The organism is Cytobacillus firmus DS1 (genome assembly GCF_000565285.1).
In the GTDB taxonomy this organism is placed as follows: domain Bacteria; phylum Bacillota; class Bacilli; order Bacillales; family Cytobacillaceae; genus Cytobacillus; species Cytobacillus firmus_A.
Window position 1 is genome coordinate 141,609 of the sequence record NZ_APVL01000006.1, and the last position, 13,308, is coordinate 154,916.

Genomic DNA, 13,308 nt, shown 5'->3' on the forward strand with positions numbered 1-13,308 from the left:
TTCGGAAGCCAAAGTTATTCTTACTTAAATATTCACCCTGATAAGTGCTATAATATGTAAAGTATTTTAAGTAGAGGGGCTTGATCTTATGGCAATGACGAAGAAAAAACGGGTATTAAAAGAGGTAAAACAGCTCATCATGATCACGATAGGTGCGATGATTGCAGCAGCAGGACTTGAGTTTTTCCTCGTTCCCAACAACATTCTTGATGGCGGTGTTATCGGTCTTTCCATAATTGCTGCAGAACTGACCGGGATGACCATGAGTATATTTTTAATTATTCTAAACCTGCCATTTCTCTATATTGGCTACCGCAAAATAGGAATGAAATTCACGATACATACCTTATTTGGAGTAATTGTTTTATCCGCAAGTACCGCATATCTCCATCATTTTGAGCCTGTTACAGATGATTTATTCCTGGCAACAGTCATTGGAGCAGTCATTCTGGGAACAGGGGTTGGCCTTGTGATCAGAACAGGCGGAGCTTTGGATGGATCAGAGATTATTGCCATCCTGGTCAGCAAAAAGCGTCCGGTATCAGTTGGCCAATTTATCATGATTGTCAACGTATTTATCTTTATTCTTGCAGCTTTCCTCGTTTTCAGCTGGGAAACAGCCATGTACTCCATTATCACCTATTATATTGCTTACAAAATGATTGATATTGTTGTGGAAGGTATGGAAGAGCTGAAGTCCGTTACGATCATTTCTGATATGCCTGAAGAAATCTCAGCCGAGCTCCTAAAGCAATTAGGACGCGGAATGACCTATATTCAGGGCCAGGGTGTTTTTACCGGAGAGCCCAAAAAGATCATTTATACAATTGTAACAAGGATTGAGTTATCAACGCTCCGTTCCATTGTGGAAGAAATTGACCCTGGAGCATTAGTGGCTATTGAAAATATTGCAGATGTCAGCGGCAGCAATTTTGATAAAGGTACAGCGCACTAATAAAGTGAAAATTCACTCAGTGAGAAGTATTTTTCTCCCCACTGATTGTTAGTTGAACCAATCGGGCCTTTACGGGCAGTTTGAACCCCGCTTATCCTCCATTGATTCCTCTGAGTCTTGAAGTGGGGGTCTTACTGCCCGTTAGACTGCGATAAAAAAGCAATCTCCCTCACACATGCACCAATGCGGGAGACTGCTTTTTGTTATATAAACAGCAGTAAACTGAGCGCCATGACGGCCATGCCTGCCACAAGACCATAAATGGAGGTATGGGCTTCGTCATACTTCTTGGCAGCCGGCAATAATTCATCAAGAGAAATGAACACCATTATTCCTGCTACTGCGGCAAAAATGACACCAAACATGACATCGTTTAAATATGGCATTAAAATCAAGTAGGCCACTATTGCGCCAATCGGCTCTGAAAGCCCTGATAAAAAAGAGAGCTTAAAAGCCTTCTTCTTACTTCCTGTGGCATAATAGACAGGAACTGAGACAGCGATTCCCTCCGGTATATTGTGAATGGCAATGGCCGCCGCAATGGCGATACCAAGCGAAGGATCCTGGAGTGCAGAAGTAAATGTTGCAATTCCTTCCGGGAAGTTATGAATCGCAATCGCCAATGCCGCAAAGGTCCCCATTTTTAAGAGAGCCGGATCCTTGACGATATTGCCCGAATCATTCATTTCTTCAACTGTTCTCACTTCATGGGGATTATCCTTTTTAGGAATAAACCGGTCAATTAATGCAATAAGGAGAATGCCCCCAAAAAAACCTCCAACAGTTGCCCAGTTGCCGCTTACTTGACCTAATGCTCCTACAAGTGCATCTTTGGCTTTTACAAAGATTTCAATCATGGAGACATAAATCATCACACCAGCGGAAAAGCCAAGTGCCAATGACAAAAACTTCGTATTCGTTCTAGAAGTAAAAAAAGCCATTAAACTGCCAATACCTGTCGCTAAGCCGGCAAACAAAGTAAGACCTAATGCAAATAATACTTCCTGCGACATTTCACTCTCTCCTTTTTCTCTATTGCCAAAAAGTTTCTCCAGGGCAACTTTTGTGTTAAAAAAATATATATGCCAAATTACTATTAAGTATATGCGCCTATCTTAAAAAGTTTACTTTGGTAAACATTCTATCTCCAACCCAAACCAAAAGCAATAAAAAAGGACTATTCAATTATTTTTTTCTTCATTATTATAAGACGGATTGAGGAAAATGTGCATAAAAAAAGAAAAAACCTTCGCCTTTTACTGCTGCGAAAGATCAATCCCAGACACGTTTTAATTTGAAAAGTTCCTGAAGGTACCCAAAAACAGAGGCTGAATAATAATGCTTGGCCCCCACATTTTTGCCTGATAACGGTCGTGTCAGTAAAGATATCAAGAAGCTTATAATTCCTCTTTCTTTTTAGGGCTCTCAACTTTATCAATAAATTCAATTACACTGTAATCGTTCTCTTTTATTTTTACTTCCTACATAATAACCCAGCCCCTTATTTGGATTTGAATAGAATTTCTCTAAAATACAGGTAATTTCCTTCTGAAAGCATACCTCAACACAATAAAGAGCAACCATATGATTGCTCTTCACCCAAAATCTTATTTTAAAAAGGTACCATCCCTATATTCCTTATATGCGGTCCGTATTTCTTCTTCAGTATTCATGACAAACGGTCCACGGGCCACAACCTGTTCTTTGACTGGCTCGCCTGCATATAGCAGAAATCGCAAAGGCTCTTCGGCTTTCACGGCTATTTCGCTTTCAGCGTTCCCGCCATCACCTAATTCAAGGACCTGGCCATTAGCCCCTTGAACTTCATTTTCTCCAAAAACCCCGCTGCCCTCGATAATATAAATAAAGCCTTTGTAGCTGCCAGGCAGTTCCTGTGAAGCTGCAGCGCCTTTTTCCATCCTTACTTCAACCATTGTGACAGGCACATAATTTAAGGTTGGTGATACAACTCCTCTAGAGGAACCGGAGAAGACTTTAAAAACTGCACCCTCTTCCACCCGGACAGGTACTTCACTGCCTTTAAGGTTTTGGTATCTTGGTGCTGTCATTTTCTTTTCCCGTGGAAGATTGATCCACAGCTGCAGCGAATGGGCAGTAATTCCTTCAGATGGCACTTCATTATGAACGACACCGCTCCCTGCTGTCATCCATTGAACATCACCAGGACCTAACACACCGCCCTCACCTGAATGGCTGTCATAGTGCTCAATGGCCCCTTCAATGACATAAGTTACCGTCTCAATCCCGCGATGGGGATGAATGTCAAACGCTCCCTTTTGAAACTTATCTTCCATCATCAGCAGAAATGGGTCATACTTCTCCCAATTTCCCGGTTCTATCACAGGACCTGCTGCATGAATAGAGCTATGTTTCTGTAATTTTACTTTCCTGATTGAGGCAATCTCCCGCTTTGTTATTTTTTCATTCTGCATCCGCCATTTCTCCCCTTTATATGTAAAGGAAGCAATTGAAAACAATTGCTCCAACTATATTATTGATTTCCCTTTTTAATCCATTCAGCAACAGTGACAGTCCTTTTTGCCTGAAACTTAACAGCTTCTTTTACATCCTCAATCATTTTTCCATCCTGATCAACCGTTACGCTTGTTCCATATGGATTGCCGCCTGCTCCGAAAAGAACCGGATCGGTGTAACCTGGAGCGGCTACAATCGCTCCCCAATGATACATCGTGGTGTAAAGAGAAAGAATCGTTGCTTCCTGGCCCCCATGCGGATTTTGGGCTGATGTCATTGCGCTGACTGCCTTATTCACAAGCTTTCCTTTTGCCCAAAGACCTCCAGTTGTATCAAGGAACTGCTTCATTTGGGAAGGCATATTTCCGAAACGGGTCGGCACGCTGAATATAATAGCATCTGCCCATTCAAGATCGTCAGACTTAATTTCAGGCACATCCTTTGTCGCTTCTACAGTTGCTTTCCATGCTGGATTGCCTTCAATTGCAGATTGCGGTGCCAGTTCCGGAACCTTAAAAACTTTAACTTCCGCACCAGCTTCTTTGCCGCCTTCCTCCGCCCATTTAGACAATTGATAGTTTGTTCCGCCCATGCTGTAAAAAATGACTGCCAAATTTACATTTTCCATATTAATCGTCTCCTTTTTTATTGAATTTCCAAATAACCTTGATAGGATACCCATGATTGCACTCCCTATTCTTTCATTCTCTTCCCTTATAATTCGTTAGAATAACTTTTTTTATATTAGTTTATACCAGCTGGCTGCAGCCTGAACTTCACCCATTGTTAATTGGTGACCAAAACTTTCCCAGTGAAGTTCGACTCTCGCTCCTGCACTTTCCAATAAGGACTGTAAATCAGTGGATTCTTCTGCAGGACAAATCGGATCATTGGTTCCGGCTGCGATAAATACTGATGTTCCGCTGAGATCAGGCAATTCAGCACCACGCCTTGGAACCATAGGATGGTGCAGAATTGCTGCTTTTAAGGAGTTTTCATGATGGAATAATAAGCTTCCTGCAATATTAGCTCCATTTGAATAACCGATTGCCACAATGTTTTCACGCTCAAATCCGTATTTCTGTGCGGCTTCATCTAAAAAGCCGTTTAATTCTTTTGTTCGAAAAATCAGATCTTCTTCATCAAAGACACCTTCTGCCAGCCTGCGGAAAAATCTCGGCATCCCATTTTCCAGCACATTACCGCGCACACTTAGAACAGAAGCCTCCGGATCAATATGACCTGCAAGCGGCAGCAGGTCAGTTTCTGTACCTCCCGTTCCGTGAAGCAGCAATAATACAGGCTTGGAAGGATCCTTTCCTTTTTGAAAAATATGTTTCATCGTATCTTCCTCTCTTTGTTTTATCGCAGTCTAACGGGCAGTAAGACCCCCACTGATTGAAGTTTCACTTTATTCCACTTCCCTGACTTCAATAGGGATTAATTTTCGCTCAATGCGATCTCTCATATTCTCATATTGTTCAGGAAGCATCAGCTTCTCCCCCATTTTCCCGGGTGATTCATCATGCACAAATCCGGGAGGATCAGTTGCAATTTCAAAAAGAATTTCCCCATGCTCCCGAAAATATATGGCATTAAAATAATTCCGGTCCCTGACTGGGGTAACTCCATAGCCATTGGACCTCAAATATTCCTGCCACTCCAAATGATCCTGGTCATCTTCTGCCCGCCAGGCGATATGATGGACAGTGCCGACACCCATTTGTCCGCGCTTGCCGGGAATCTTTTTCAGGTCTATGACATTGCCGATTTGGGCTGAGGATTGGAACCGGATCATTTCTCCTTCTTCCCCAATTCGTTCAAGGCCCATTACCCTTTCAAGCAGTAATGCAGTTTGGTCTGGCTGGGATGAATAAAGAGTCGCCCCTGCAAAGCCCTTCACTGCAACATCAGGAGTAATGCCTCCAAATGTCCAAGTATTCGTCTCACCATCATCTCTTTCCACCATTTCCAATATCAAACCATGAGGATCCCGGAATCTTATTGATTCTTCACTGAATCTTTTTTCCGTTGTGCAGGAAATTTTAAATTTTTCAAATCTGTCTTTCCAGAATCCAAGGGCACCCTTTGGAATTGCATATGAGGTCACCCCAACCTGACCATCCCCTATGACTCCCTGGGAGGCATTTGCCCATGGAAAAAATGTAATGATTGTTCCCGGCTTCCCTTCATTATTTCCAAAATAAAGGTGATATGTGCCGGGGTCATCAAAATTCACAGTCTGCTTGACCATCCTTAAACCTAATACGCCTGCATAAAAATCGATATTCTCCTGCGGGTGGCCGACGATAGCACTGATATGATGAATTCCACTAGTTCCTTTGTTCACATTCACACCTCTTCTTCATTAATGTAACCAAAATCCAATCTATGAAACTCATTTAAATCAAATATTTTCATTTCAAGATAATGCCAAACATTATTACCTCGAATTTATTTATCTCGAATTCAAGATAATTATAAAATACATTTATGCTGGTGTCAATATTTCGGATTGGAAAATCGAACGGAAAAGAAATTGAATTTCCACTTAATCGTGCCAGGTATATTTGATTTAGATTCAGCATATTGACATCTTCTTAAGCATAAAGGTATATATGAATTATACTATTAGAATCTTCCGAAAATTAACGGAGGTAATGAAATGTACAATGCATACTGCCGAATGTACCAGAAAACCTTTAAGCTGGTATCGCCTTTTCTGCCCTGGCGCGAACCGGAGCTGATAGAAGGCAACAATTGCCTGGACAAACTGCCTGATATTATTAAACAGAAAGACATCAGCAGAATTTTGATTGTAACTGACAGCGGCATCACGGCTCTTGGGCTGATGGATGGTTTGCTATTAAATTTACAGAAAAGGAATATTGAATTTTATATTTATGATAAGACTGTTCCCAATCCGACCATTACCAATATTGAAGAAGCACTGGAAGTTTACATCAGCAATAATTGCCAGGGTATTCTTGCCTTTGGCGGGGGTTCGCCAATGGATTGCGCTAAAGGAGTTGGTGCAAGAGCTGTCAGGCCCGAGAAAAGCATTTCACAATTAAAGGGCCAATTTAAGGTTAGAAAAGAGCTCCCTCCCCTTTTTGCAGTCCCAACCACAGCAGGTACTGGAAGTGAAGCCACTGTTGCAGCGGTCATTACTGACAGCCGGTCACATGAGAAATACGCCATTATTGACCTGTGTCTAATCCCGCATTATGCAGTTTTAGACCCCATGCTTACCATAAAATTGCCTCCTCATATAACAGCTGCAACCGGTATGGATGCACTAACCCATGCCATCGAAGCGTACATTGGAAGAAGCAATACAGCAGAGACGAGAAAATTCAGCACTGATGCAGTCCGGCTTATCTATGACAATCTCTATGAAACCTATATCAATGGCGAAAATCTGGAGGTAAGAGCCCATATGCAAAAAGCTGCTTATCTGGCCGGGCTGGCTTTCACCAGGTCCTATGTAGGCAATGTTCATGCTATCGCCCATACGCTCGGAGGATTTTATTCTGTTCCTCATGGTTTGGCTAATGCCGTCATTCTTCCATATGTACTGGAGCATTATGGTGAAGCAGTCTGGGGATCTCTAGCTGAACTGGCATTGGCCGCAAACATTGGGGATCCGGAAGCTTCAGCTGAAGAAAATGCAAAGAGCTTTATAGGCAGCATAAAATCCCTTAACCAAAAAATGGGGATTCCCCAAAAGGTGGGCAAAATTAGAGAAAGTGACATTCCGGTAATGGCTGAACGTGCCTTAAAGGAAGCCAATCCCTTGTATCCTGTGCCGAAAATCTTTGGCAGAAATGATATGTTAAAACTGTATCAGATGATAAAGGAATAATTTTCAGGCACAGCTTCCGCACGCATGGTTTCAATGCGTTAATAATACGAGTTGCTCACACAAAAAGGCAGATGCACAATAAAATGCATTCTGCCTTATAGCTGTTTTATCTGAACCAGCCCTTCTTCTTAAACCACCAAAACATGCCTAAGGCAATAATAAACATTAATAACAGCGTTTCAAAATATCCATATTTCCAAGTTAATTCCGGCATGTTTTCAAAATTCATTCCATAAATGCCCGCTATGAAGGTTAAGGGCATGAAAATGGTGGTTATCACGGTAAGGACTCTCATCACCCGGTTTGTCTGATGGGAATTGATCGATAAATAACTGTCACGGATATCGGTCGTCAATTCCCTGTTTCCATCAATCATTTCAGTCAATTTCAATAAGTGATCATGAATATCAGCAAAGTATTCGTACCTTTCCTTTACACCTTTAAGCCTATGGGAATTAATGACACGGTATATTAAGTCCCGCATTGGAATCACAGTATACCGAATCTGCAATAAATGATGGCGTATATCAAATAATTTCTCCAATAATTCTTCCATCGTTTCATCATTTGGGTTATCTTCAATGAGACTCAGACGATCTTCCAGCTGATAAACGATAGGAAAGTAATTATCCACTATTTTATCTATGATATGGTACATGACCAGATAAGGGTCCCATTTACTAATCTTCTTACTTAAGCTCAGCCTTTCCCAAACATCATCCATTTCCCTGGAGAGCTCATGGTGGTAGGATACTATGTAATTGGGACCAATAAAAAAGTTAATTTCCTGTTTATCTTCGTTAATATGATTTAAGCTATGGGTGACAAAAAAGCTATAGTCTTCATAATAGTCCATTTTAGGGCGCTGGAGTTTGACAACACAATCCTCAATGGCCAGGGGATGAAAGTGAAAAGTTTTATCTAGTTCAGCTGTCTCCCCTTCGGTTGGCTGATTAAAATCAACCCAAAACCACTTATAACTTTCCCACTCAGCTTTCAGCCTCTCTAAAGTAATATCCTTCTTCAGTTCATTTTTCTTATTAACAGCTTGTATTCTAATCATGATTGTCTCCTAGTCTTTCCTTCATAAAACATATTTTTACCAATTTTGATCACGATATCCTGAGGAAGACTCTTCAACTGGTATATTAGTTACCTCTTTGATGAAGCATCTTCAGTAAATTGGATGATCCGTTTGATGGTGTGATCTCCAATCGAATGGGAATTTCTTTTCCCTGATAGAAATTAATTATTTGATTCAGAGCTTCGGCATCTGCTTCGTTAAATCCTTTTACAAGATTGAAGGATGGACCCGGAATATTCCTGACAGTAAAAGCGGTTGTCCGGCCAATTCTTATAATTTCCACTCCCATTGGGTTTCCATCCGGATTTTTAATTGCCGTCAATCTGGAGTGCAGCAAATTTGTCTCTGCCTGGTCCAGTCTCTCAGCTAAGTCACTTTACATTACTAGATTCATAACTTTCACCTCATACTAAGCAAGCTTCATTTTAAGAAAAACAAGCCAGCCTCATTCAAAAGTATTGTTCTCCCTTTGAAATGAATTCTCCTTTAAAAACAATAAAAAAGGAAAAGAGCCGATGCTCTTTTCCTAATCAATCCACTTTACAATATCATTGAATGGTCTGCGTGTTTTCGGCCTTGGGTCTTTCACTCTGTACCCAAATGCACACATTACCGACAGCCCGAAGCTTCCATCTTCAAGCAAACCTTCCTCACCCAGCAGCTTATTCATTTTTTCAATATCAAAGCCTTCAATCGGGCAGGAATCTATGCCAATTTGTGCAGCAGCGGTCATCATATTCCCAAGTGCGATGTAACTTTGCTTGCATGCCCAATCAAAGAGAGGGCGGTCACCTTCCAGAAGATCAAAATCGGACTTCTGGAATTCCTCAATACGCTGCAAATATTTTTCCATCATTTCTTCCGGCATTCCCAGTGTATTTCTAAAATGATCCTGCAGATACTGGGAATCATATTTAGTATCTTTTTTCGTTCTTGCAAGGACTAAAACAAAGTGGCTTGCTTCAGGCAGTTTCCCGAATGCTCCCCAGGAGGCATTCTTAATTTTCTCACGGAGCTCCTGGTTCTGAACAACCACGAAACGCCATGGTTCAAAACCAAATGAACTTGGTGACAGACGGCCTGTCTCCAATACAAACCGGAAATCTTCCTCGGGGATTTCTTTATTTGGATCAAATTCCTTTGTAGCATGTCTGAATTGATAGGCATTCAGTATTTCTTCCTTTAAAGCTTCCTTTTCACGCAAAACCAAACACTCCTTTTCTGGCTGTTCTAAATTTTAACGTAACACATTACAGCTTAACATTCATGAAATCCGCTTATAGTTTGCCTTTTCGCTGCTATTCCTAATCATTTGGAGCACTTTCTTTGTAAATCCATAGACAGTCTGATCATGTCCAGGCAATGAATTCCATTTTCATGGATATCATCTTTGTAATGCCGCACAAAGGCTAGTTACATTAATATGCAGTAAAAAACCAGCATTCGCTAAAATGCTGGTTCTACTTTTATTTTTTAGGAGAAATCTCCAATCCTAATTGATTTAGAGCGTGTGTGATTCCCTGCTGCAGAACTGAAAAACAAGGAATCTGTGTTTCTTTAATTCCGCTCTCGATGATTTGCAGGCTCAGTTTAGGAGATATCCCGACAAATATGCAGTTTGTGCCCAATAGGGAAGCTGCTTTGACGAACTTCTGCAGAAAATCGAAAGTATATTGATTAACACCCTTTAATGCAGTTAAGTCCAATATTAAATACTCTGCTTTATACCGTGGAAGATTCAGTAATGTTCTGTTCAGCAGCTCCTCCGCCCGCAGTTCTTCATATCTTCCCACTAAAGGAATGACCAAAATGGAATCGATCACTGGAATAATTGGAGAAGAAATCTCCTTAATAATTTCAGATAATACTCTCGTCTGCTCAGCAATTTCCTTCTCCAGCTCTTTCTGGGCGCTTTGATTCTGCTCTTTAATCATGGCACTGATATTCTGAGAGGGCGTAATGTCAGACTCAAAAAATTCGTATTCGGAATACTGATCCCCCTGGACCTGACTTTGCCTTACTTTATACCATATATTTGTTTCAAAAATGCCGCTTAGCACACCTGCCCAATGTCCAGGCAAGAAAGTGCCTTCTGCTTCTTTTTTTTGTTCCACATTAATCTTATATTCCCAGCCATTTTTAACACGAATGATGGCTTTCTTTTCTTCGAGACAAAAGGAGGCAATCTCTGTCTTTCCCCATCCGGCAGTTAAATAGATATTGGGTAAGTGATTAATAATTTCTTCTTTTTCTTTATTTGATTCCAAATAAAATTTGCTGACAATTTTCCCTGTCCGGTATCCAGCTGTTTCCATCACAAGCTCGGCCGACTTTTCACCAGAGATTTCTTCAATGGAGTCCAGCAGAGTCTTAAAAGCTGTGTTTACCCAAAAAACCACCACTTCGTCATTTTCAAATTTAAACGTTGCATCATCCAGATCCCAATCAAACAGAGATCCATTCACATTTATTTCATACTTGAAAGAGTTAGCCTCCATCGAATGTCCTCCCTCTCTTATTGTTGTCAATTCATCTATTTAAAGAACATTATTATTCTAACCTCAAGGATATTTCGGAGTCAAAAATGATTATGCTGCTGGTAAAACCTAATTTAAAATAAAGAAAGTCCAAATAATATAACTGCTGAGGATTGCCGGAAATAGTCAAAATCTATCTAATTTTACGCATGCAGAGTTTTTTTCACCCCAAAAAAAAGAATAGGCAAGCAAGTCTTCCCCGCTTATACCTACCCTTCCTCTTCCCACTTAATCATAAATGTACTGCCTTTTGCCGAACTTTCTTTTAAAAATAAATTTGCGTTCAGAGCATCAGCCAGCAGTTTGCTGAAAGGAAGCCCCAAGCCAAGCCCTCTTACTTTCAGCTTCTTCTTTTCCCCCCTGTAAAAACGCTCAAAAATATAAGGCTGCTCCTCTTCGGCTATTCCTGATCCGTTATCATGAACCTCAATAAATCTTTCGGTTAAAATAACAGTAATGCTGCCATCTTCATCAATGGCATGATAAGCATTATTCAATAAATTAATCATAATCTGCTGCAGACGGTACGGGTCTGTTGATCTCCTGATGGTTTCAGCGGGCACTTCCACACGATAGTAAAAATTGCCTTTCTGCGCAAGTGCCCATTGCCTTACAATATCCTGCACGAGCTTATTCATATCACAGTTTTCATGCCTGATTGAAAATGCACCCGACGAAAGTGAATTGAAATCGAGCAAGTCCTCGATCATTTTCTGCAAACGGCTGACTTCTTTTAAAGAAATATCAAGAAATTCCTCTTTCTCTTCCCCGCTTACAACATCATCACGGACTGCCTGAATTAGACCGCTTATAGATGTGACAGGTGTTTTCAAATCATGCGTGACCCCAGCCAGCAATTCTGCCCTTAGTTTTTCAAGGTGCATTAGCCTCTCTGTCATTTCTTTAAACGAAATAATTAAATTATGAATCTCTTCCTCATTGGCACTGGCTTTCAGTTCGATTTTATAGTCACCTTCGCTGACTTTCGAGGCAGCTTGAGCTACTTCCTGAATGGGCCTCGAAATTTTCCTCGAAAGAAAATAAATGACACTCCATCCGAGCAGACCCAATCCTGAGAGCATGATCAATAACAGGGAATATTCCTGATTTACGTTCGTCAAATCATCTGCGCTTTGGACCACAACGACCCATCCCACCGGGTTATTATCGATCGATATCTCCGACTTGACCGCATAAACCGCTTGCCCATCCTGTGTATCCAGTTTTTGGACGTTCTTTTGATTATCAAGCAAATCTGCAGGCAGAGTTCCGAGATTGGGACCAGCCTGGTTATTTCTCTGCATACGCCCAGATTTTTTATATAATATTTGGCCATTTAAATCGCTTATGAAAACCTGGGGATTAAACTTAAATTCCAGCAGCTTCGCTCTTTCCTCCAGCATTCTGTTAAAAAATGGATCAAACTCGATGCTTCCGTCCTGCTGCACGACACGATCTGCTGTCTCAACAGCAACGTACTGCAGCAAATTCAGCCGGTTTTCAAGAGTTGTCTGCCTGATCCACCACATAGATCCCGCTGCCAGTATAATAAGTCCAATGATAAGTGTAAATAGATAGCGGGTTGTCCAATAGCGGAGCAGGGATGTTCTTTTGTTATTTTTCATAAACATGGAATTGGTACCCCATTCCTCTGAGCGTCCTTATCTCACCTTCTGATTCCGGCCAGTCGGTTAAAGCCTGTCGCACTCTTTTTACGGCCAAATCGACTGCACGATCGCTTCCGTCATAATCCATTCCCCAGACATGTTCAATCAACTGATCCCTGGTGAAAGTTCTGTTAGGCCTTTCAGCCAAAAACAGAAGCAAAGATAAATCCCGCGGAGTCAAACTTACTTCCTTGCCATTCAGGAAAATGGTATGCGCATCAAAATTTATCGTTAAGCTTCCATATTGCTTTATATGTTCATCATTGTACACATTGGCTGATCGCCGTAATACGGCATTCACGCGTGCAATAACCTCATCCCCGATAAAAGGCTTTGAAATATAATCATCTGCACCTGTATTCAAGCCCTTCAGCTTGTAATCGATATCCCCCAGCGCTGTAAGCATGATGACAGGACATGCGCTTTTTTCACGAATTTTTTTAAGTACACTCCATCCATCCATCCCAGGCATCATAATATCCAGGATCACAAGCTGAGGTGAGTGACTGAAAAATTGCTCAAGGGCACTGGTGCCATCATATGCAGTTAGAACTTCAAACCCTTCCCGCTGCAAATAGGCGATTAAAACCTTGGAAATAGCTAATTCATCTTCTGCTACAAGGATTTTTTTCATTTTTACCTTCCTCCAATAAGTTAACTATACAGAAAAATCCCCGAATTTGTACACGGGGATTTTTAAAACT

13 protein-coding genes and 1 pseudogene are annotated in these 13,308 nt (G+C 41.1%); 2 read left to right on the forward strand and 12 right to left on the reverse strand.

Features of this window, described 5'->3' with window-relative positions:
• Positions 1–88: 88 nt before the first annotated feature.
• Entirely contained in the window at positions 89–955 is an 867-nt protein-coding gene (locus PBF_RS09770) for a YitT family protein (protein WP_035329528.1), read from the forward strand.
• 203 nt (positions 956–1,158) lie between these two features.
• Here the strand turns inward: PBF_RS09770 and zupT are convergent, their stop codons facing one another.
• The 6 genes and pseudogenes from zupT to PBF_RS09795 form a co-directional block, all read right to left on the reverse strand.
• Positions 1,159–1,968 carry a zinc transporter ZupT gene (gene zupT, locus PBF_RS09775; protein ID WP_035329529.1) on the reverse strand — a complete coding sequence of 270 codons (810 nt, stop codon included), beginning with the start codon at positions 1,966–1,968 and terminating at the stop codon, positions 1,159–1,161.
• A 321-nt stretch (positions 1,969–2,289) separates the two neighbouring features.
• Positions 2,290–2,427 (reverse strand): annotated as a pseudogene (locus PBF_RS26755) (DUF1801 domain-containing protein); the annotation flags it as partial.
• Between the two features lie 135 nt (positions 2,428–2,562).
• Entirely contained in the window at positions 2,563–3,408 is an 846-nt protein-coding gene (locus PBF_RS09780) for a pirin family protein (protein ID WP_035329530.1), read from the reverse strand.
• Between the two features lie 59 nt (positions 3,409–3,467).
• Positions 3,468–4,079, reverse strand: coding sequence for an NAD(P)H:quinone oxidoreductase (gene wrbA / locus PBF_RS09785; protein ID WP_035329662.1), 612 nt, complete (start codon positions 4,077–4,079; stop codon positions 3,468–3,470).
• 111 nt (positions 4,080–4,190) lie between these two features.
• The gene (locus tag PBF_RS09790) at positions 4,191–4,793 is read right to left on the reverse strand and encodes an alpha/beta hydrolase (protein ID WP_035329531.1); all 603 of its coding nucleotides are present in this window, start codon (positions 4,791–4,793) and stop codon (positions 4,191–4,193) included.
• Positions 4,794–4,862: 69 nt separating this feature from the next.
• Positions 4,863–5,801: a ring-cleaving dioxygenase gene (locus tag PBF_RS09795; RefSeq protein ID WP_035329532.1), complete on the reverse strand. Its 939-nt coding sequence runs from the start codon at positions 5,799–5,801 to the stop codon at positions 4,863–4,865.
• A gap of 315 nt (positions 5,802–6,116) precedes the next feature.
• Between PBF_RS09795 and PBF_RS09800 the strand changes: the two genes are divergently transcribed.
• On the forward strand, positions 6,117–7,316 hold the full coding sequence (locus tag PBF_RS09800) for an iron-containing alcohol dehydrogenase (RefSeq protein ID WP_035329533.1): 1,200 nt from the start codon (positions 6,117–6,119) through the stop codon (positions 7,314–7,316).
• Between the two features lie 106 nt (positions 7,317–7,422).
• On the opposite strand, the gene corA is transcribed toward PBF_RS09800, so the two are convergent.
• The 6 genes from corA to PBF_RS09830 form a co-directional block, all read right to left on the reverse strand.
• Entirely contained in the window at positions 7,423–8,379 is a 957-nt protein-coding gene (corA, locus tag PBF_RS09805; RefSeq protein WP_035329534.1) for a magnesium/cobalt transporter CorA, read from the reverse strand.
• An 85-nt stretch (positions 8,380–8,464) separates the two neighbouring features.
• Positions 8,465–8,737: a hypothetical protein gene (locus tag PBF_RS09810; RefSeq protein WP_235192232.1), complete on the reverse strand. Its 273-nt coding sequence runs from the start codon at positions 8,735–8,737 to the stop codon at positions 8,465–8,467.
• Between the two features lie 189 nt (positions 8,738–8,926).
• Positions 8,927–9,604, reverse strand: coding sequence for an NAD(P)H-dependent oxidoreductase (locus PBF_RS09815; RefSeq protein ID WP_035329535.1), 678 nt, complete (start codon positions 9,602–9,604; stop codon positions 8,927–8,929).
• A 262-nt stretch (positions 9,605–9,866) separates the two neighbouring features.
• Complete coding sequence (locus PBF_RS09820; protein ID WP_035329536.1) at positions 9,867–10,898, reverse strand: STAS domain-containing protein; 1,032 nt, start codon at positions 10,896–10,898, stop codon at positions 9,867–9,869.
• 248 nt (positions 10,899–11,146) lie between these two features.
• Positions 11,147–12,568 carry a sensor histidine kinase gene (locus PBF_RS09825; protein WP_035329537.1) on the reverse strand — a complete coding sequence of 474 codons (1,422 nt, stop codon included), beginning with the start codon at positions 12,566–12,568 and terminating at the stop codon, positions 11,147–11,149.
• Complete coding sequence (locus PBF_RS09830) at positions 12,552–13,238, reverse strand: response regulator transcription factor (protein ID WP_035329538.1); 687 nt, start codon at positions 13,236–13,238, stop codon at positions 12,552–12,554. Before PBF_RS09830 ends, PBF_RS09825 begins: the two co-directional genes overlap by 17 nt.
• Positions 13,239–13,308 lie beyond the last annotated feature (70 nt).

What these genes read in the sequence shown, in the direction of transcription:
- PBF_RS09770 (WP_035329528.1), top strand. Translation starts at nt 89, where the DNA reads ATGGCAATGACGAAGAAAAAACGGGTATTAAAAGAGGTAAAACAGCTC.
- zupT (WP_035329529.1), bottom strand. Translation starts at nt 1,968, where the DNA reads ATGTCGCAGGAAGTATTATTTGCATTAGGTCTTACTTTGTTTGCCGGC.
- PBF_RS09780 (WP_035329530.1), bottom strand. Translation starts at nt 3,408, where the DNA reads ATGCAGAATGAAAAAATAACAAAGCGGGAGATTGCCTCAATCAGGAAA.
- wrbA (WP_035329662.1), bottom strand. Translation starts at nt 4,079, where the DNA reads ATGGAAAATGTAAATTTGGCAGTCATTTTTTACAGCATGGGCGGAACA.
- PBF_RS09790 (WP_035329531.1), bottom strand. Translation starts at nt 4,793, where the DNA reads ATGAAACATATTTTTCAAAAAGGAAAGGATCCTTCCAAGCCTGTATTA.
- PBF_RS09800 (WP_035329533.1), top strand. Translation starts at nt 6,117, where the DNA reads ATGTACAATGCATACTGCCGAATGTACCAGAAAACCTTTAAGCTGGTA.
- corA (WP_035329534.1), bottom strand. Translation starts at nt 8,379, where the DNA reads ATGATTAGAATACAAGCTGTTAATAAGAAAAATGAACTGAAGAAGGAT.
- PBF_RS09820 (WP_035329536.1), bottom strand. Translation starts at nt 10,898, where the DNA reads ATGGAGGCTAACTCTTTCAAGTATGAAATAAATGTGAATGGATCTCTG.
- PBF_RS09825 (WP_035329537.1), bottom strand. Translation starts at nt 12,568, where the DNA reads ATGTTTATGAAAAATAACAAAAGAACATCCCTGCTCCGCTATTGGACA.
- PBF_RS09830 (WP_035329538.1), bottom strand. Translation starts at nt 13,238, where the DNA reads ATGAAAAAAATCCTTGTAGCAGAAGATGAATTAGCTATTTCCAAGGTT.